Origin of the sequence: Solibaculum mannosilyticum (assembly GCF_015140235.1) — a bacterium.
Taxonomy (GTDB): Bacteria; Bacillota; Clostridia; order Oscillospirales; family Acutalibacteraceae; genus Solibaculum; species Solibaculum mannosilyticum.
In genome coordinates this window covers 1,527,154-1,545,898 of the sequence record NZ_AP023321.1, presented here as the reverse complement: position 1 = coordinate 1,545,898, position 18,745 = coordinate 1,527,154, and the positions used below count along the sequence as shown (strand labels likewise).

17 protein-coding genes are annotated in these 18,745 nt (G+C 46.6%); 8 read left to right on the top strand and 9 right to left on the bottom strand.

The features are described 5' to 3' along the window. The first annotated feature begins 13 nt into the window (after positions 1–13). Positions 14–1,216 carry an adenosylmethionine--8-amino-7-oxononanoate transaminase gene (bioA, locus tag C12CBH8_RS07295; protein ID WP_090266929.1) on the top strand — a complete coding sequence of 401 codons (1,203 nt, stop codon included), beginning with the start codon at positions 14–16 and terminating at the stop codon, positions 1,214–1,216. Between the two features lie 60 nt (positions 1,217–1,276). Here bioA and C12CBH8_RS07290 read toward each other — a convergent pair whose 3' ends face one another. After that, positions 1,277–2,152 (bottom strand): LysR family transcriptional regulator, encoded by an 876-nt coding sequence (locus C12CBH8_RS07290; RefSeq protein WP_090266932.1) that lies wholly within the window; start codon positions 2,150–2,152, stop codon positions 1,277–1,279. A 173-nt stretch (positions 2,153–2,325) separates the two neighbouring features. Here C12CBH8_RS07290 and C12CBH8_RS07285 point away from each other — a divergent pair, with 173 nt between their 5' ends. From C12CBH8_RS07285 to C12CBH8_RS07265, 5 genes are all read left to right on the top strand, one after another. Then, positions 2,326–3,189: a DUF3737 family protein gene (locus C12CBH8_RS07285; RefSeq protein WP_215532888.1), complete on the top strand. Its 864-nt coding sequence runs from the start codon at positions 2,326–2,328 to the stop codon at positions 3,187–3,189. A gap of 59 nt (positions 3,190–3,248) precedes the next feature. Continuing rightward, on the top strand, positions 3,249–3,764 hold the full coding sequence (locus tag C12CBH8_RS07280) for a cyclophilin-like fold protein (protein WP_246441355.1): 516 nt from the start codon (positions 3,249–3,251) through the stop codon (positions 3,762–3,764). A gap of 961 nt (positions 3,765–4,725) precedes the next feature. Next, positions 4,726–5,676, top strand: coding sequence for a collagen-like domain-containing protein (locus C12CBH8_RS11960; RefSeq protein WP_281389182.1), 951 nt, complete (start codon positions 4,726–4,728; stop codon positions 5,674–5,676). A gap of 364 nt (positions 5,677–6,040) precedes the next feature. Next, positions 6,041–6,637 (top strand): helix-turn-helix domain-containing protein, encoded by a 597-nt coding sequence (locus C12CBH8_RS07270; protein ID WP_090266975.1) that lies wholly within the window; start codon positions 6,041–6,043, stop codon positions 6,635–6,637. A gap of 150 nt (positions 6,638–6,787) precedes the next feature. Next, positions 6,788–7,369 carry a helix-turn-helix domain-containing protein gene (locus C12CBH8_RS07265; RefSeq protein WP_099322228.1) on the top strand — a complete coding sequence of 194 codons (582 nt, stop codon included), beginning with the start codon at positions 6,788–6,790 and terminating at the stop codon, positions 7,367–7,369. Positions 7,370–7,439: 70 nt separating this feature from the next. On the opposite strand, the gene C12CBH8_RS07260 is transcribed toward C12CBH8_RS07265, so the two are convergent. The 8 genes from C12CBH8_RS07260 to C12CBH8_RS07225 all read right to left on the bottom strand — a co-directional run bounded on the left by C12CBH8_RS07260 (position 7,440) and on the right by C12CBH8_RS07225 (position 16,393). Beyond that, positions 7,440–8,573: a hypothetical protein gene (locus C12CBH8_RS07260; RefSeq protein WP_215532887.1), complete on the bottom strand. Its 1,134-nt coding sequence runs from the start codon at positions 8,571–8,573 to the stop codon at positions 7,440–7,442. A 158-nt stretch (positions 8,574–8,731) separates the two neighbouring features. After that, positions 8,732–9,166, bottom strand: coding sequence for a DUF2383 domain-containing protein (locus C12CBH8_RS07255; protein ID WP_090266983.1), 435 nt, complete (start codon positions 9,164–9,166; stop codon positions 8,732–8,734). A 36-nt stretch (positions 9,167–9,202) separates the two neighbouring features. Continuing rightward, positions 9,203–11,812: a bifunctional acetaldehyde-CoA/alcohol dehydrogenase gene (adhE, locus tag C12CBH8_RS07250; RefSeq protein ID WP_215532886.1), complete on the bottom strand. Its 2,610-nt coding sequence runs from the start codon at positions 11,810–11,812 to the stop codon at positions 9,203–9,205. 392 nt (positions 11,813–12,204) lie between these two features. Next, a complete protein-coding gene (locus C12CBH8_RS07245) occupies positions 12,205–13,122 on the bottom strand; it encodes a SufB/SufD family protein (protein WP_215532885.1) in 918 nt (305 codons plus the stop codon). Continuing rightward, positions 13,119–13,844: an ABC transporter ATP-binding protein gene (locus tag C12CBH8_RS07240; RefSeq protein ID WP_090266991.1), complete on the bottom strand. Its 726-nt coding sequence runs from the start codon at positions 13,842–13,844 to the stop codon at positions 13,119–13,121. The genes C12CBH8_RS07245 and C12CBH8_RS07240 overlap by 4 nt, the downstream gene beginning before the upstream one ends. Positions 13,845–13,889: 45 nt before the next feature. Further along, positions 13,890–14,282 (bottom strand): hypothetical protein, encoded by a 393-nt coding sequence (locus tag C12CBH8_RS07235; RefSeq protein ID WP_090266993.1) that lies wholly within the window; start codon positions 14,280–14,282, stop codon positions 13,890–13,892. Positions 14,283–14,502: 220 nt separating this feature from the next. After that, on the bottom strand, positions 14,503–15,906 hold the full coding sequence (locus tag C12CBH8_RS07230; protein WP_215532884.1) for an MATE family efflux transporter: 1,404 nt from the start codon (positions 15,904–15,906) through the stop codon (positions 14,503–14,505). A gap of 31 nt (positions 15,907–15,937) precedes the next feature. Further along, on the bottom strand, positions 15,938–16,393 hold the full coding sequence (locus tag C12CBH8_RS07225; protein ID WP_171846432.1) for a MarR family winged helix-turn-helix transcriptional regulator: 456 nt from the start codon (positions 16,391–16,393) through the stop codon (positions 15,938–15,940). A 299-nt stretch (positions 16,394–16,692) separates the two neighbouring features. Between C12CBH8_RS07225 and C12CBH8_RS07220 the strand changes: the two genes are divergently transcribed. After that, a complete protein-coding gene (locus C12CBH8_RS07220) occupies positions 16,693–17,946 on the top strand; it encodes a serine hydroxymethyltransferase (RefSeq protein ID WP_090267000.1) in 1,254 nt (417 codons plus the stop codon). A gap of 17 nt (positions 17,947–17,963) precedes the next feature. After that, complete coding sequence (locus C12CBH8_RS07215; protein ID WP_215532883.1) at positions 17,964–18,728, top strand: alpha/beta hydrolase; 765 nt, start codon at positions 17,964–17,966, stop codon at positions 18,726–18,728. The last annotated feature ends 17 nt before the right edge of the window (positions 18,729–18,745 follow it).

Here is an 18,745-nt window from a genome sequence, read left to right as displayed (position 1 = left end):
AAAGGAAATCAGGATGATTTGGTATCCATACGAACAGATGAAAACAATGAAGGCCCCCTATCAGATCATCGATGCTGAGGGGGTTACCCTCCATACGGAAGATCAGGAGCTGATCGATTCGGTGTCCTCGTGGTGGAGCGTAATCCATGGCTATAAGCATCCCGAACTCAATCGCGCAATCGAGACGCAGCTTAAAAAGTTTGCCCACGTGATGCTGGGCGGACTGACTCATGAACCTGTGCAAAAGCTTTCCGATAAATTACAAAGCTGGCTTCCAGGAGATTTAGACTACTGTTTTTTCTCTGACTCCGGCAGTGTCGCTGTCGAGGTCGCTCTTAAAATGGCTTTGCAGTATTATATAAACCGGGAAGAAACACATCGTACAATGGTTCTAGCGTTAGAACATGCCTACCACGGCGATACGTTTAAGACAATGGAGGTAGGCGACGATGAAGACTACCATTTTGTATTGAAAGCATATGGTAAAAGCCAAAATGTCATCCATATTCCGACTGAAATTGGGGCATTGGAAAGGGCATTTGAAAAGTATCATACTCGTTTCAATTGTTTTATTGTCGAACCTTTGCTTCAAGGCGCAGGAGGCATGCGGATGTACGATGTCTCGTTTTTGCGACGGGCAAGAGAACTTTGTAACCAATATGGCGTTCTTCTCATTTTCGATGAGGTTGCCACTGGATTTGGCCGTACTGGAAACCGTTTTGTTGCAGATTTAGTTTTACCGGATATCCTCGTTCTTGGCAAGGCGTTGACAGGCGGGTATATCGGTCACGCTGTTACAGTAGCAAGCCGAAAGGTATACGAAGGGTTTTATGACGATAACCCAGATCACGCTTTTATGCACGGTCCCACCTTTATGGGAAATGCTTTGGCTTGCAGTGTCGCGCTAAAATCCATTGAACTGTTTGAAAAAGGAGATTATTTATCTAAAATCCGTAAAATTGAGGAGATCACCCGCTGTGAAATGAATGGCTTCTCTGACCCCAGGATCAAAGAAGTCAGGATCATGGGTGCCTGTATCTGCATTGAAGTATACGATCCTGCAACAATAGATGGATATCAACAGTTTGCCTATGAGCGAGGTGTATTCAGCCGTCCCTTTTTAAATTACATGTACGCTATGGTACCATATGTAATCAAAGAAGATGAGCTTATTAAAGTTCTGGATACATTAAAAGAATGGTTTTTAAAAAACTGAATATTCTACAAAAAAGCTGACAGTTCTATTTAATATAGTACCGTCAGCTTTTTCATCTACTTAAGAAGATACACTGCCTTGGACTTGCGATAGGAAAGCTTTCACCGCAGGCGAAAAGGTTTGGTATTTCTTTGTGACAATGTATAAATTCACATGGAGTTCCGGTGTGATGGGACGAAAAGATAAATTTCGTCCTTCGGTATTGACCAAGCGGGCAAGGCAAAGTGCATAACCAATTCCATGCTCCACCAGATAAGTTGCGTTGTGTATCAGATTATAGGTGGCAACCACACGGAGTACATCAGAGCCGAACCACTCCAGTTCTTGATGCCCTGAAAAGGTCTGTTCCGGCAGGATCATTGGCAGAGATTTGAGATGGTCGATGTTGATAGATTTTTGTTCGGCCAGAGGACAGTTTTTCGGCATCAAAAGTCCAAAGACGTCCTTTTGATGAAGATTGAGATAATCGTATTTCTCCTGCCGGATGGGACCAAGTAAAAGCCCCATATCCACAAGACCTTTATCCAGCCGTTCCAATACGGTATCTGCATCTCCGCTGTGTGTGTGAAACTTTACGTCAGGATGTTGCGTATGGAATTCAGCCAATAGCTTTGCAATCTCATCCATCACAATTGTTTCGCCGCAGCCGATGGAAATATCGCCGCTTAGGGCTTCGGAATCTGTCCGGAATGCGGATTCCGTGTTTTCCATCAACTCCAGAATTTCCTGCGCTCGGTTGCGTAGAAAATTGCCCTCTTCTGTCAGCGTCAATTTTCGCTTGCCGCGTAGGAAAAGCTGTTTGCCGAGTTGCTTTTCCAAATCCATCATCTGCTTTGACAACGTAGACTGTGTTATATAAAGCGTTTCTGCCGCTTTTGTGATATTCTGCTCTCTGGCAATCGCAAGAAAATAATGCAGAAGTCTTGTTTCAATCATTGCCATGGATCCTCCTTTTGGGATATTCTCCTTTATTGTACCTGTTTTTATCATTCTTGTAAACGATCATAATCCATTATTAATAACTGTTTGTAATTTATATAGGTTCACCGTATACTGATATATAGAAAAATAGGCATAATTCTTAAGCAGATGGGAATAGGGAGGATACTATGACTACAATTGAAAATAAAACGTTTGACAAAGAACGGGCATTCTATGGCAGCCGGAATCTGGCAGTTAGACATTGTGCTTTTGATGGACCTGCCGACGGCGAAAGCGCTTTTAAGGAGTGTTCTGACATTGCCGCAAAAGACTGTCTTTTTAATTTGCGCTATCCGTTCTGGCATGGCCATGGGCTGACAATCACCGATTCCAAGATGACAGATCTATGCCGTGCAGCATTGTGGTATTCCGATCACATTGAAGTCAGGGACACAAAAATGTACGGTATAAAGGCCCTGCGGGAATGCAGTGATGTTATCATTCGGGACTGCGATATTATTTCCCCAGAATTTGGATGGTCCACAAACAATGTCCGCATGGAAGACACAACAGCTTCCGGCGAATACTTCATGATGCGCGCTGAAAACTTGATTTTTAGAAATATCGTATTCAAGGGCAAGTATTCTTTTCAGTATATCAAAAATGCGGTCTTTGAAAACTGCATTCTGGATACTAAGGATGCATTCTGGCATGCTGAAAATATAGTTGTTCGAAACAGTGTTGTAAAAGGCGAATATCTGGCCTGGTATTCTGACCGATTAACCCTCGAAAACTGCAAGATTATCGGTACACAGCCGCTGTGCTATTGCAAGAATCTCAAACTTTTGGGATGTGAAATGATCGACACAGATCTCTGCTTTGAAAAATCTGCAGTGGAGGCTAGTATTACCACACCGATCGTCAGCATTAAAAACCCGCTTTCTGGAACAATTTGTGCTCCGTCTGTAAGGGAAGTGATCCGGGATGATGCCAAATCCAAGGGAGAAATCATCCTTTGTTCTTGCATGCATCTTTGTAAGACAAGCGTATAAACCGTTATGTGGTTTTACCCTTAGCCTACCTTTGTTATAACATAAACAGGAGGATTGCTATGAAAAAAATAGCCCTTTTTATTCTCATATCTACTTTTCTATTTGGGTTAGTCGGATGTGGAAGCATAGACAATACGACAATGCTTTCTTCTGTGCCAGAAGAAGCGGCCATCAGCCAATCGCGGCAGGAAATACCTTCAGATGAGCAGAATGTAAACACGGAGGAAGAAATAATGAAAATATTGGTAAAATCGGAAGGCTATGAAATCATTTATGAGTTAAATGACAGTCGGGCGGCAAAAGAACTTTATGAACAGCTCCCGCTTACAGCCGAAGTGGAACCCTTCAGCAATAATGAAATGACGTTCTATCCAGAGATGTTAAATACAGAGGATACGCCGCTCAGCAGCGGGAAAACTGGATCCTTGTCCTATTATGCACCCTGGGGCGATGTAGTGATGTTCTATGCTCCCTGCACTCCCAATAACAGTTTGTATGAATTGGGAACAGTTGTTTCTGGTAAGGAAAATATTCAAAGCTTAAGCGGAACCATTACAGTATCTGCTTGTGAGTAATGGGGAAGCGCCTGTATACAAAAGAATTAGTACGAAAAGTCTTTTATAGAGGATACTAGTTTGAGCGATATAGCAAGTTTAACTGTGCAGATATCTTTGAACATATCGATATTGTGACTCTAAGGTTTTACCAGCAAAACCTTATAAGATATTAGGAACAACAAATCACAGTTTTCTTACGTTCTTGAATCACAACGGCTATATTATGTAATATCTTTTGTTTGACGTTGATTTTGCTGAAGAAAAAAGACAAATAAAAATAGAAGGTCTTTTGAATACAATAAAGTGGCAATGATGGATAAAATGCATAGTATAAAAGTGGATTAACTTTAGCATGTTTTTAAGTTTGCGATAATGTTAGTCGTGTGTCAATTATAATGGGAGTAATAACGTATTTCTGCAGAACATATAATTCCTGTTTTAGTTGAGGAGCGAATACAAGGTGAACTATTGTAATCATAATTATCCAAGAAAAAGTTGTTGTTCTGGATGTCCTGGAAGCGGTGTTTTTATTCAGGGCCCTCAGGGAGAAGTGGGACCGCAGGGTCTTCAGGGAGTAAAAGGAGATATGGGAGCCCAGGGTCCGATTGGGTTAACGCCTACTATAGAAGTAGGAATAGTCAGCGCTAAAGATATAGCAGAAGTAACTGCTAGAAATACAGAGACAGGAGTCATCTTAGATTTTGTCATACCGATTGGGCCAACAGGCCCCCAAGGAGCACAAGGTGAGATAGGATCCAAGGGAGAAAAGGGAGAACAGGGTCCCCAAGGTGTACAAGGAGAAAAAGGCGATACAGGTCCCCAAGGTCCAACAGGAAGATCTCCTACTGTAGAGGTGGGAACGGTTAGTGCAGGAGATACAGCGGAGATAACTACAAATAAAACAGAGACAGGTATATCCCTAGACTTTGTTGTACCGATTGGGGCGACTGGTCCCACCGGACCGACAGGTGCTACCGGTGTGACTGGTATACAAGGACTACAGGGCCTGATTGGTCCGACTGGTCTGCAGGGTCCCATTGGTCCCACCGGCGTAACTGGAGCAACCGGTGTAACGGGTCCCACTGGTCCCACCGGACCGACGGGAGCTACAGGAGCAACCGGTGTTACAGGAACAGGAGTAACTGGCCCGACCGGCTCCACTGGTCCAACTGGCGCAACCGGAGCTACCGGTACGACCGGCCCCGCAGGTGCAGCAGGCGCAATAGGTGCCACTGGCCCAACTGGCCCGACGGGAGCCACAGGAGCAACTGGTGTTACTGGACCTGCAGGTGCAGCAGGTGTAATAGGTGCCACCGGCCCAATCGGTCCAACTGGCCCACAGGGTCCCCAAGGAGCACAAGGTATACAAGGCCAAACAGGATCAGTCGGACCAAAAGGAGACACAGGTCCTACTGGAGCAAGTCCAGAGATCTCGGTGGCTGAGAATACACCCACTAGTTATAAAGTGAACTTTAAAACAGAGGATTACCAAATCACCAGTCCGAATTTGAAGTCGAATACGGAGGTTTACAATATCAATCTATCCACTGCTGGAAGTTCAGTTGATGTTCCCTTGGAAAGTCTAATCCTGACATTCCGATATGCGTCGGCGACATCCATTCGGATTTCCATCCGTCCAGCGGATGCAGCAAAACCGGTTTTAGCAGATATCCGTCGCACAAGTATATACGATGGTGCAGCGATTGAATCTCAGACCAACAACAATACGATGATTTCCACTAGTTTAGTGCTGGACGACACGGTTTATAGCCAGTCGCAAGAAATGCATTGGATGCGAATCCGACAGCAGAATCCCAACAATCAACTCTGGTCTATGTGCGAGGTTCGGACATTTGCATCACAAGGCGGGGCACGAACATCAATCTGTGTAGAATGGCTGTATATAGGTGCTACATTCCGCACCCCATAAATCTATTTGAATTGTTTGTCCATATAGTGGAGTGAGTGAGAATTGTAAATAATCAATAGCCGTTCTTTTTAGGGCGGCTATTTTTTATAGTTTTGCTATGCAAAACTATAAAAACGGCCATCTGGGCCGTCCCGGCCCAGGGCCTTATGATCCTAAGCGCCAGCCCGGTGGAGCGGGCTGATGCGCATAAAAAATAGCTGCCATGCGGCTGTTTTTTTATATATCGGGTATGGTGAGCGGCAGAGATGGTATTGACGGCAAAAAAATGAACGCGTATAATGTAATGTTAATATTGCTTTCTCTGCAGATTTTATATCATTATTTCCTGTAATATGGTTGAGTCAAAAAAAGAGGTGAAAAATCCGTGGATCTGAAAAAAATCAGTCAACTGAGGAAAGCAAGCAGAATGACCATAGAGGAATTGGCTTTTGAGTCAGGTATTCCTATTAGCACTGTACAGAAAATTAGTTCTGGTATTACCAAGAATCCTGGAATTGAGACGATGGCTGCTTTGGCAGAAGCACTGAATTGTTCTCTGGATGATCTAGTGGATTTTCCTTATAAAAACGGCCTGCTCTTTCGCCATCAAGAACATGTGGAAAAATACCAATCTCTCAGTGAGTCGGCTCAGGATAGGGTGGATAGCTACATTGAGTATTTGTGGAATGATCCGTTGAATCGAAGAGATGTAGAACCTATTTCTACTGGAAAGAAAAAATCTGGATTTGATTTTAATCCATATACAGAACAGTCTGAGGAAACGGTTAAAGTAGCGGTTTATTCTTCGGATGGGCAAATTGTAGGATATGATTGGGTGACAAAAGAACTCTATGAACAATTGGAAGAACTGGGATTTACCGTAACATCTGAGGAAAAACCCGACTTGAAAATAGCCCAGCCATCTCAAAAAGAGATCGATGAAGCCTTTGCTGGCTACCAAAAGGAAACGAAAGACCAATAGTGATAGAAAAACCACCGGCAGGAAAATTTCTGCCGGTGGTTTTATTTGCATGTAGGGATATATGTAACTCTACGAAACGTAGGTTGCTTTTAACGGATAGATATCCTATTATCATTTATGGAGAGAATCAATGAAAGAGGGGGACGTTATATGCCGTATATTACAGGTAAGACTATCCGCGAACTTCGCGAGAAAAATGGTCTTACGCAAAAGCAATTGGCAGATCAACTTTGTGTCAGTGACAAAACCGTTTCTAAATGGGAAACGGAAAGGGGGCTGCCGGATCTAAGTATTGTGACTGATTTAGCCAGCGCTCTCAATGTGTCAGTAGTAGAACTGCTGACCGGGGAATACATCAATAATCAAAACCGAGCAGGGAACATGAACAAAATATCCTTTTTTGTTTGTCCAATCTGTGGGAATGTGATTCAAGCTGTTGGAAAAGGAGCATTTAGTTGCTGTGGAGTTCTGTTGCCTGCCTTGGAGACCGAGGATGATGACCAGAGCCATATGATACAGGTGCAGTCTATCGACGGGGAATACTACGTATATATTGATCACGATATGACAAAAAAACATTCTATTTCATTTGTAGCTTATGTGACATCTAATCATGTGGAGATGATAAAGCTCTATCCCGAACAAAATGCTGAGGTGCGTTTTACCAAAAGGGGAAGAGGAACGATCTATGCCTATTGCAACAAGCATGGCTTATATCGTGTGCGTGTATGAGAAAAAGAAAAAGCCTATTCTTATCCGGAAGAGGAAAGGATAGGCTTTTGTTATAGTATTTTCTGCCAAATCAAGATAAAATCAATTCTGCCGAGGATAAAGTGATGTATTGTCCCTCCTCCACGGTGATGGTAATTTCAGAGCTGAATCTTTGGCTATCTATTGTAGATTCCGGTCGATGGAGGCTGTCGGATTCGATGGAAAATAGACCCATAGATTCCCTGGTGGGACGAACGGTATAAGTTCCAGCAGGGATATCGGTTCCCACTAGGTACATGCCGCTGGGCAGTATGTTGGAAAAGATCTCTACAGCAGGAGCTTCCTCAATAGGATACAGAATACACCGATCCGTAGTGACATATAAGTTCTTATTTAAAGTGACAATACTGCGGTTATTCACAATACCGTTCGAAAAAAATGTGCCGCCGCTACCAGATAAATCATATGTAACTTCAAAGTAACCCTTGTTACCATCGTTTTGTATCAGCACATATTCACCGGCGGGGATATCCACACCGATCTCATATACACCGCCTTCATACGGGGAAGATAAAAATTCCCCATTTTCTTTTCGCTCTTGTTCTTCCCATTCTTTCTCGGCCAATGAACTGCTGGTAAAAATTAGTCTTCCCTGATGGTATTCTAAATCATATTGATAAAAATAGATCCGGGAAGAGTCGGCATTATAGACAGCCGAAGGCTCTATTAGCCCTTCCTTTGATAAACCCAGTAGATTGGATAGCTCATAATAATCGGTATCTTGCGGATCCAGCAATTTAATTAAAGCTTCAATATAATGGTGATAGGTGACCCAATAGGCATTGTCCGTGTTGAGTTTAAAATGAATTTTTTGTATATAGTCATTTTGACTATCACAATACGCTGATACACTCAAATTGAGATCCACAGAAGCTTCAAAATAAGAGAGGTATTGATCGGATAGGTCCAATTGCACAAACTCGGATAATTCCTTTTTATAAGACGGGAGCAACTGATTAAAATAAAGACGGAATTGATCAGGAGTAATCTCAAAAAGATCGTTTTCACACCGGATAGTGGGGATATCAACCAGTTCAGAGGATACATCCGATCCATTTGGCGAAGTTAGAGAACGATCGATTCGCCGCCATACAGTAAAAGTACAGCTAGAGCACAAACAACATACCAAAAATGCCGCAAGAAATAAACTCACTATTTTTTTCATTTTTACCCCTCCTTTTCTTATGGATAGTATACATTAAAATTTCTAAAAAATAAAGATCAATATGTGGAATATATCCACATATTGATAAATTTTAGCGAAAATATAAAAAAAGACGCATCCTTTGCGATTTTCAGCAAAGGATGCGTCTTTCGGTTAAATCAGAGGTATTGTTTCATACGCTCAATATTATCCTGTTCCTGACGGATGAGACGGCTGGCCATGTTGCGAACCGGGTCATCGATGTCGGAGTGTTCCCGCACTTGCTTGGTCATCTGAACGATGCCCATGGTACTGCCGTTGATCATCATCTCAGCGATGTGACTAGGGGTGGAGTCGATGAGGGTATTAAACTGGATAGAGCTCCACAGAGAGGCTTTGGACAAAGGTCCATTGTCGATGGGAGCGGTGCCCCGTTGCGCCAATTCCTGACGGGCCTGACTGGCAAATTGACTGTACTGTTCGCTCTGGGTGGTGAGATCGGATTTGAGCTGCCTGTCATCTACCTTTTTGCTGACGGTATCAATGGCGTCGATGCCCATTTTACTGTTTTGATAAATCTCATTGAGCAGCGCTACATTGCAATTTTGTTCCATAACTGAATCCTCCTGTTTTATTTGATCTGGAAAAAGTTATTCTCCATAGTAAGCTTGCTTATAAATCTCGACCAGTTCCGATACCAAAGGCATGCGGGGATTGACGGTAGTACATTGATCCTCAAACGCCTTATCGGCCAAGTCCTCCACTTTGCTCATAAAGTCGGATTCCTCCACACCGGTCTCCCGGATGGAAGCCGGCATGCCCACCTGACGGTTGAGCTCCTTGACGGCCTTTATGAGATTCTCTACACTTTCTTCAGTGGTGCTGCCGGCGATGCCCAGGTGCTTGGCAATCTCAGCGTATTTTTTGTCGGCCACAAAGGTTTCGTATTTGGGCCATGCCACAAATTTTGTAGGCATGGAGGCATTGTAGCGGATAACGTAGGGAAGCAGAATGGCGTTGGCGCGTCCATGGGCCAACTCGTGATATTCACTGCCCAATTTGTGGGCCAGAGAGTGGTTGATGCCTAAGAATGCATTGGTAAAGGCCATACCGGCAATGCAGGAGGCGTTGTGCATTTTTTCTCGGGCCACAGGATCTTTGGCGCCGTTTTTGTAGGAGCGGGGAAGGTACTGGAATACCATCTCAATGGCCTTAATGGCCAGGCCGTCGGTGTAGTCGGAGGCCAGGGTGGAGACATAGGCTTCCACTGCATGGGTTAGGACATCGATACCGGTGTCGGCAGTGCTGACGGGCGGCATGGTCATGGCGAACTGGGGATCGATGATGGCCACATCGGGGGTGAGCTCGTAGTCGGCTAGCGGGTATTTCATGTTGCCGCTCTTGTTGTCGGTGATGACTGAGAAACAGGTGACCTCCGACCCGGTCCCCGATGTTGTGGGGATGGCCACAAACTGAGCTTTGTCACCCAGGCGCGGGAAGGAAAAGGTGCGTTTGCGGATATCCATAAACTTCAGCCGCATGCCGCCGAAGGAGGTGTCGGGATGCTCGTAAAAAAGCCACATCCCCTTGGCGGCGTCGATGGCCGATCCACCGCCCAGGGCGATGATGACGTCGGGCTGGAAGTCGCACATGGCTTCTACGCCCTTCATGATGGTCTCTACCGACGGATTGGGTTCTACGTCGTCGTAGATCTCACTGTGACAGTATTCTTCCCGTTTGCGCAGGTAATAGAGTACCTTGTCCACATATCCCAGCTTGACCATAGTGGGATCGGTGACAATAAAAGCCCGGCGGATATGGGGCATCTTCTCCAGATACTGGATGGAGTTATTCTCAAAGTAGATCTTGGGCGGCACCTTAAACCACTGCATATTGACCCTCCTCTTTGCCAGACGCTTGCGGTTGATGAGGTTGACGGAGGAGACATTGGAGGTGGTAGAATTGCGTCCAAAGGAACCGCATCCCAAGGTGAGGGAAGGGGTGTTGGTGTTGTAGATATCACCGATGGCGCCTTGGGAGGAGGGGGAATTGCAGATAACACGTCCCACTTTCATCTCCCGGCCGTAGGCCTTGACCAGCTCAGGATCGTTTGAGTGGATGACGGCTGAGTGGCCCAATCCGCCCAGTTCCAACATAGCCTTGGCCTTGGCAAAGCCTTCACGCCAATCTTTTACTACGAAATAGGCCAGAACAGGGGATAACTTTTCCCGGGAAAGGGGATATTCGGGTCCCACGTCGGGAAGGCGCGCAATGAGGATTTTTGTGTCTTCCGGCACAGTGACGCCGGCCTGTGCAGCAATCCAGGCGGCCGGCTTACCTACGACGTCAGGATTGACGGCCTGTTTCTTCGGATTGATGACGAAATCCGATACCTTTTGAATTTCCTCCTTATTGAGAAAATAGCATCCATACTTGGTCATGATCTCCTCGAACTGGGGAGCGATGTCCTTGTCCACAATGGCGGCCTGTTCCGAAGCGCAGATCATGCCGTTGTCAAAGGTTTTGGACAGGATAAGATCGGTACACGACCGCTCCAGATTGGCCGATTTCTCGATATAACAGGGGACGTTACCCGGACCTACACCCAAGGCAGGCTTGCCGGCGCTGTAGGCCGAACGCACCATACCGGAACCTCCGGTAGCCAAGATCATGGAAACCCCGGGATGATTCATCAAAGCGGTAGTGGCGTCGATGGAGGGATGCTCGATCCACTGGATGAAATGTTCGGGAGCGCCCTCCCGGATCCCCGCCTCATAGATGACACGAGCGGCTTCGGCCGAGCACTTCTGAGAGGACGGATGGAAGGCGAAGATGATGGGATTGCGGGTCTTAGCACAGATGAGGGATTTAAAGAGGGTAGTGGAGGTGGGATTGGTGGTAGGGGTGACGCCGCATACCACACCTACAGGCTCAGCGATTTCCACATAACCTTCCAGCTCATTTTCATCCACGATTCCCACGGTTTTTTCATGCTTGATGGAGTGCCAGATGTATTCAGTGGCAAACATATTCTTAGTAATCTTGTCTTCATAGACACCGCGTCCGGTTTCTTCCACCGCCATCTTGGCGAGGCGCATATGGTTTTCCAATCCGGCTAAGGACATGGCGTGGACAATGCGGTCCACTTGTTCCTGACCGAGGTCCATAAACTGGGCCAAAGCTCTTTGGGCATTGTTTACTAGGGTATGGATCATCTCACTGGTTTGATCTCGTTGTTCCACTTTGATTTCTTGGGTCATAGTGGCGATACCTCCTTTAACGACTTAAAGCAACTTTACGTAAAAAGATTGCATATACCAACAGTATCGCCAAAAGAAGGCTGCATTAGTCATAAAAGCCAAAGGAAACAAAACTATGGATCAAAAAGAGCGTACAGATGCTTGTAATGCTAAAAGCCTTTACAGATAATTGCATCATAGAGATACGAAAGGCAAATGATGAATCAGACGTTTCATACTGCTGAAATCCTTAGTTTATCGAGCTTATTCGACATTTTGAAGCAATGGTAAAGAGAAAAACAAGACATATCTGTAAAGCTGGTTTGCCTTACAAATAAAAATCACCCAACATGCACTCTCCGCGGCAGAAAAGAATGCATATCAGGTGATTTTAACAATACGATAGGAGTTGTTTATTTTAAGAAGCCCTCGATGATTTTTGCTTCCGCTTCTTCTTCTGTGAGACCCAAGGTCATCAACTTAATGAGCTGTTCACCGGCGATTTTACCGATAGCGGCTTCGTGGATCAAAGCGGCGTCTACATCATTGGCCGTCAGTTCCGGGATGGCACTGACAACGCCGTCGTCCATGATGATGGCGTCACATTCCGAGTGGCCGGTACACTGGGTGTTGCCGTTGATCTTCGAGCGGAAGACCTGCTTGGAACGGTCTCTGGCCACCGAGCGGGAGATCAGATCGGCGCCGGAATCTACGCCGTCCAGATCCACCACAAAATCGGTCTCAGCCGTCTGATCGCCATGGGTCATGATCTTCTCCTTAATGACCAGCTTCGCGCCGCCAGCCACCTTGGCGCGGGTGACGCGTTTGGTAGAATCCACACCCTTGATTTGGGAGGTATCCATTTCCATATAACTGCCCTCGTCCATGTGGACAACTGTCTGGGGATTGATGATGCGTTTGCCGGAACCGTCGCCGGTACCGATGTGTTTCTCCAGATAAATCACCCGGGCATTTTTGCCGATGAAAAAGCGATGAATGCCGTTGTGTTGAGAATCCTCACTGCCGTCGGTGTGCACACCGCAGCCCGCTACGATGGTAACATCGGCATCTTCACCAATGTAGAAATCGTTGTACACCAGATCGTCCACATGGCTGTGAGTGATACAGGCGGGGATATACACCTTCTCGCCCTTGGTACCCGCTTTGACCATGATGTCGATGCCGGGCTTATCGGTTTTCGGGATGATCTCCACCTGCTCTGTGGATTGACGGCCGGCACATTCACCGTCCTCACGGATGTTGTAAGCACCTTGAGGGGTGCCAAAGATGTCCGACACCATTTCCAGCAGCGATTTGGTAATGTTGTTCATACTCTTTTTCCCTCCCGGTTAAGACAGAAGTTGCATTCTCCGCCCTCCAACAGTTCTGGAAGGATGTCGTCCTTTTGCCCGTGGGCAACCAGTTTGCCTCCCGACAGGACGATTATATCATCTGCAATATCTAAAATACGCTCCTGGTGGGAGATGATGACAATAGAACCGTTGATTTCATCTCGCATCTTGCGGAAGACGTCGATCAGATTTTGAAAGCTCCACAAATCGATGCCGGCTTCCGGCTCGTCAAAGATGGTCAGTTTTGTCTTGCGTGCGATGACCATGGCGATTTCGATCCGCTTGATCTCGCCGCCGGAAAGACTTGCATTGACTTCACGATTGATGTATTCTCTGGCGCAGAGGCCTACATCCCTCAGATAAGCGCAGATTTCAGGATCCTTTAACTTGCCTCCGGCGGCTAAATTGATGAGATCCCGCACCGTAATGCCCTTGAATCGGACCGGCTGCTGAAAAGCAAATCCAATACCCAGCTTGGCCCGCTCAGTGATGCTCATGCCGGTGATGTCCTGTCCGTCCAGTAAGATGGTGCCGCTGTCAGGGGGCTGGATGCCGGCGATGACCTTGGCTAATGTGGACTTCCCGCCGCCGTTTGGACCAGTGATGGCTACAAATTTAGAATCCTCCACAGTGAGGCTGATGTCGTCCAGAATCTCTCTACAGCCTTCTACCCGAAGGGAAATATTTTTTAGTTCTAGCATTTTTGTTCTCTCCAAACTATACTGTGAATTCAGGCTTTGACTGTCTTAGGACTTACGAATAAACTGGGTCTTGCAAACAGGACAAGTAATGCTGATCTTACCCCGTCCTTTTGGGACGCGTAAGGTATTAGAACAATGGGGACATTTGAAATACTTATGGGTTTTCCGGTCCTCACGGCGGGAAAACCACAGGGAAAATTTGGACTTTATGGGATTCCAAATCTTAAGAAACCGCTGATTTTCACGATAACGTTTATCAGTCTTGCGGGATAACGACCGTAAAACGCACAAAAGCAGCGGAATATAAGAGAGGATCACCAAAATAGGCCACCGGAAAATGCTGGATATCAGAGTGAGCACCATGGTTAAAATCACCAGAGCCAAGGATAATTGGTCCAGTCCATAGCGGCCGGACATAAAGTTACGAAGCCAGTTCATCGAGTAGCAACTCCTTTTGTCAATAGATCGGCCTAATCAAGGCCTTGCCTCACCCCAACCCGTGATACGCTATTCACGAAGTGCAGCCGCGGGAAAAAGGCGTTTTTTGGTGATGCTTTACGGGCTCCTCCGAAAGTATACCAAAATCCTCCAAAAGAAACACTCCCTACTTCTATTATAATCATCGGGTCAAGAGGGATTTTATACTTTTTTAGTCCATTTAGTCCTCTTCTAAGGAAATAGAGGCTTGATGCTTCAAAATATTGGGGTTATTATCCAATAGCTTCTTGAACCGCAAAAAGAAAATTGTCACCGTTACGACAGATGCCACAGCATCGGCAATGGGTTCGGCCAAAAATACGGCAAATACTTGATCGGATAAGAAATTGGGTAAAATATAGATAAGGGGGATCAAGATGATGATTTTGCGTAAAGTGGCGAGGAAAAGAGAAATCTTTGCCTGTCCCACAGCGATGAAGGTCTGCTGGCAGGAGATCTGGGCTCCCATCATGAAGATGGCCGCTAAGTAAACACGCACCGACCACGAAGCAAATCCGATGAGTTCAGGGTCGGAGGTGAAGAGCGAGATGAGAACCTGGGGCATACACATAACCGTCAGCCAGAACGCACAGGCGAATCCAAACCCATATAGAATCAGCAGCTTGAAAGCTTTTTTTACCCTGTCATTGTTGCCGGCGCCGTAATTGAAACTGATAATAGGTTGTGCGCCTTGCGTCAATCCGGTGAGAGGGAGGGTGAAAACCTGCATGAGGCTGGACAAGATGGTCATAGAGCCTACGGCAATGTCGCCGCCATACCACTGGAGGGAGGAATTGAGGGCGATGTTGACAAGGCTTTCCGTGCTCTGCATAACAAAAGGGGAGACCCCCAAAGCTAAAACAGGTCCCACAATCGACCACTTGATCTGGAGATACTTGCGCCGGATCTTGAGCTTAGTGCGTTTGCCCATCAAAAACCACAGGACCCACACCGATGATAACGCCTGCGAAATAATGGTGGCGATAGCGGCACCTTGTACGCCCATGTCGAACACAAAAATAAATAAGGGATCCAAGGCAATATTGGCCACCGCACCAATGACTACCGTAAGCATACTGGTTTTGGCACGCCCTTGAATGGTGATAAAGCTGTTGAGCCCCAGGGCCATTTGGACGAAAATAGTGCCACTGACGTAGATATTCATATAACTCAAGCCGTAAGGCAAAGTGTCATCGCTGGCTCCAAAGAGATAAAGAAGAGGTTCTCCTGTCAGGAGAAAAAGAGCTGTCAGCGCCACGGAGATCCCTAAAAGAGTGACGAAACAATTGCCCAGGATCCGTTCGGCTTCATCGTATTTTCCCTGTCCCATGCAGATGGATGCGCGGGGACCGCCTCCCATACCGATGAGAGAACTAAAAGCGGCGATAATCATAATGATGGGGAAAGTGACGCCTACACCGGTGAGTGCAGTAGCGCCGATACCGGGAATATGGCCGATGTAAATGCGGTCCACAATGTTATAAAGCATGTTGACCACTTGGGCGGTGATAGAGGGGACCGCCAAACGAAACAACAGCTTTCCAATGCTATCCCGTCCTAAGTCATTGGACGTCTTATTAGTCATGAATGCAACTTCTCCTTCTTCCGTTGTTTCATCAATAGAGGGCGGGGGAACTGTTTAACTTGTGCAGCAAAACGTTCAATCGCTTGAGACCTTCCACAATGCAGTCCAGATCCTCCTGGGGATGGGAGGACATCATAGCAGAATACTGTTCCCTCAAAATGATGCTGATGCCGTCTACCACCGATTGTCCATATTTAGTCAAAGCGATGTTGACAGCACGTTCATCCTCCGTATCCCGATACCGCAGCAGGAGGCCTTGTTTTTCCATCTTTTTGCAGAGAGAAGAGATGTTGCCTCCGGCAATGTTGATGCTCTTCCCAAGGCTTCCCACGCGCAAGGGGCCAAAGTGATCGATCTTTAAAAGAATTTGAGCTTGAATCATCGTGAGATTGTATTGCTTGCAGGCCGGTTCAAATACGCGATCCAATTGTTCGTTGATATCCCGCAGGGAATCCCAGAGATAGTATTTAAATTCTTTAAAATCCATTGATGTCACAACCTCTCTCAATTTCATGTTTCCTTAATGTTTTATGGATGATTTATTACATAGTATCATTATAATAGATGAAGTCAATTGTATCCCTTGTTTTATACAGGGATTTTAAAGAATGTCGTGCAAATAGATGCGAATCAGAGAAAAAAGGGCTGTGATGAACGGGAAGAACGTATGGTATTTCTAGTGGTAATTCAGGGAGATCGCTTGTATTTGTGCGATAATTTGTGTATAATGGAAGAAATTGTACGTTTTTTAAAATATAATTGCAAAATAGGATGGAGGAACCCTTTATGTATGCAGATATGATGGATACAATTGGATTTGTAAGCCAGTATGATCCGGAAGTCAGCCAGGCTATGGAAAAAGAATTGGGCCGTCAGCGCCGCAATCTGGAACTGATCGCTTCGGAGAATCTGGTTTCCCCGGCTGTTATGGCAGCTATGGGCAGCGTGCTCACCAATAAATATGCCGAAGGTTATCCCGGCAAACGCTATTACGGCGGTTGCGAATACGTGGATATTGTGGAAAATATCGCCAGAGACCGAGCCAAGAAGTTGTTCGGTGCGGAGCATGCCAATGTCCAGCCCCATTCCGGTGCCCAGGCCAACCAGGCGGTTTACTTTGCTTTCTTGAACCCCGGCGACACAGTGCTGGGCATGAACTTGGCCCATGGCGGCCATTTGACCCATGGCTCTCCTGTCAACATGTCGGGCAAATATTATAACTTTATTCCCTACGGCGTGGACGACGTCACCCATCGGATCGACTACGATAATCTGCGTGAATTGGCTCTGGAAAATAAGCCTAAGATGATCGTGGCCGGTGCCAGTGCATATCCCCGTATCATCGACTTCGAGCGTCTGGGCCAGATCGCCAAGGAAGTGGGCGCCATGCTGATGGTGGATATGGCTCATATTGCCGGATTGGTTGCAGCTGGACTGCATCCGTCGCCCGTTCCGTATGCCGATGTCGTCACCACCACCACCCATAAGACTTTGCGCGGTCCCCGCGGCGGCCTGATCCTCTGCCGTGAAGAGTACGCAAAGCAGATTGACAAGGCTGTTTTCCCCGGCAATCAGGGTGGTCCTTTGATGCACGTCATCGCGGCAAAGGCCGTTTGCCTGGGCGAGGCTTTGACTCCTGAATTTAAACAGTACCAGCAGCGGGTCAAGGACAACGCTGCCGCTTTGGCCAAAGGCCTGACCGACCGGGGCGTCAATTTGGTATCCGGTGGTACCGATAACCATCTGATGCTGGTGGATCTGCGCAGCCTGAATATCACTGGTAAAGAGCTGGAGCATCGTCTGGACGAGGTGTACATCACCGCCAACAAGAATACCATCCCCAATGAGCCTCTGAGCCCGTTTGTCACCAGCGGCCTGCGTTTGGGTACCCCGGCCGTTACCAGCCGTGGTCTGGGTGTAGAGGATATGGACGTCATCGCTGATGCTATCTTCCGCACCGCCACTGACTTTGAGAATTCGGCCGACGCAATCCGTGCCCAGGTCACAGAACTCTGCAACAAATATCCCCTTTATGAATAAGTGGTAGGAGACTTTCCATGGCTTTTTTGCAGATGGATATAAAATCGTCTGTATTGGATATGCAGACCAGCCTTTTTATTACCATTCCCTGCGAACTTCACCCTGTACCCTCCGAAGGGTACAGGGTGGCCTATTTGTTGCACGGCATCGGCAACAACCATTCCAACTGGATGCGCAATACGTCTGTGGAACGGTACGCCAATGAACGGGGGATTGCACTGGTAATGCCCGAAGTGCAGCGGAGCTTTTATACCGATATGCGTTATGGCATGGATTATTTCAGTTATATCACCGACGAGCTTCCAAAGCGATGCAGGGAACTGTTTCCCTTTTCAGAAAAAAGGGAGGATACCTTTGTAGCAGGGGTATCCATGGGCGGATACGGCGCCTTTAAATGCGCGTTGAGCCGGCCGGATGTATTCGGACGTGCAGCATCCCTTTCGGGCGCGCTGGACGCTGTGGAAACCATGAAATTGGCCAATGAGCATCAGAGACAGGAAATGGTGGCGTTGTATGATCCGGACGAGCCTGTCCCACCGGACTGCAATTTGTATCAGCTGGCCGATGGGTGTAAGGCGTCGGGACAGGTGCCGGTACTCTATTTCTGCTGTGGAGAAGATGATTTCCTATTGGAACAAAATCATGATTTCCGCCGGCATTTGGATGATATTTCTCTTGCATATCGGTACGAAGAGGGGCCGGGAGAACATCAATGGGGCTTTTGGGATGAATATGTCCAGCATGCCCTGGATTTTTTCTTAGAGGATTCCTCTGAGAAATAATAGGTAGTATGGATGAA

Coding starts and splice junctions, on each gene's coding strand:
- bioA (WP_090266929.1), top strand. CDS start 14: ATGATTTGGTATCCATACGAACAGATGAAAACAATGAAGGCCCCCTAT.
- C12CBH8_RS07290 (WP_090266932.1), bottom strand. CDS start 2,152: ATGATTGAAACAAGACTTCTGCATTATTTTCTTGCGATTGCCAGAGAG.
- C12CBH8_RS07285 (WP_215532888.1), top strand. CDS start 2,326: ATGACTACAATTGAAAATAAAACGTTTGACAAAGAACGGGCATTCTAT.
- C12CBH8_RS07280 (WP_246441355.1), top strand. CDS start 3,249: ATGAAAAAAATAGCCCTTTTTATTCTCATATCTACTTTTCTATTTGGG.
- C12CBH8_RS07265 (WP_099322228.1), top strand. CDS start 6,788: ATGCCGTATATTACAGGTAAGACTATCCGCGAACTTCGCGAGAAAAAT.
- C12CBH8_RS07260 (WP_215532887.1), bottom strand. CDS start 8,573: ATGAAAAAAATAGTGAGTTTATTTCTTGCGGCATTTTTGGTATGTTGT.
- C12CBH8_RS07255 (WP_090266983.1), bottom strand. CDS start 9,166: ATGGAACAAAATTGCAATGTAGCGCTGCTCAATGAGATTTATCAAAAC.
- adhE (WP_215532886.1), bottom strand. CDS start 11,812: ATGACCCAAGAAATCAAAGTGGAACAACGAGATCAAACCAGTGAGATG.
- C12CBH8_RS07245 (WP_215532885.1), bottom strand. CDS start 13,122: ATGAACAACATTACCAAATCGCTGCTGGAAATGGTGTCGGACATCTTT.
- C12CBH8_RS07240 (WP_090266991.1), bottom strand. CDS start 13,844: ATGCTAGAACTAAAAAATATTTCCCTTCGGGTAGAAGGCTGTAGAGAG.
- C12CBH8_RS07235 (WP_090266993.1), bottom strand. CDS start 14,282: ATGAACTGGCTTCGTAACTTTATGTCCGGCCGCTATGGACTGGACCAA.
- C12CBH8_RS07230 (WP_215532884.1), bottom strand. CDS start 15,906: ATGACTAATAAGACGTCCAATGACTTAGGACGGGATAGCATTGGAAAG.
- C12CBH8_RS07225 (WP_171846432.1), bottom strand. CDS start 16,393: ATGGATTTTAAAGAATTTAAATACTATCTCTGGGATTCCCTGCGGGAT.
- C12CBH8_RS07220 (WP_090267000.1), top strand. CDS start 16,693: ATGTATGCAGATATGATGGATACAATTGGATTTGTAAGCCAGTATGAT.
- C12CBH8_RS07215 (WP_215532883.1), top strand. CDS start 17,964: ATGGCTTTTTTGCAGATGGATATAAAATCGTCTGTATTGGATATGCAG.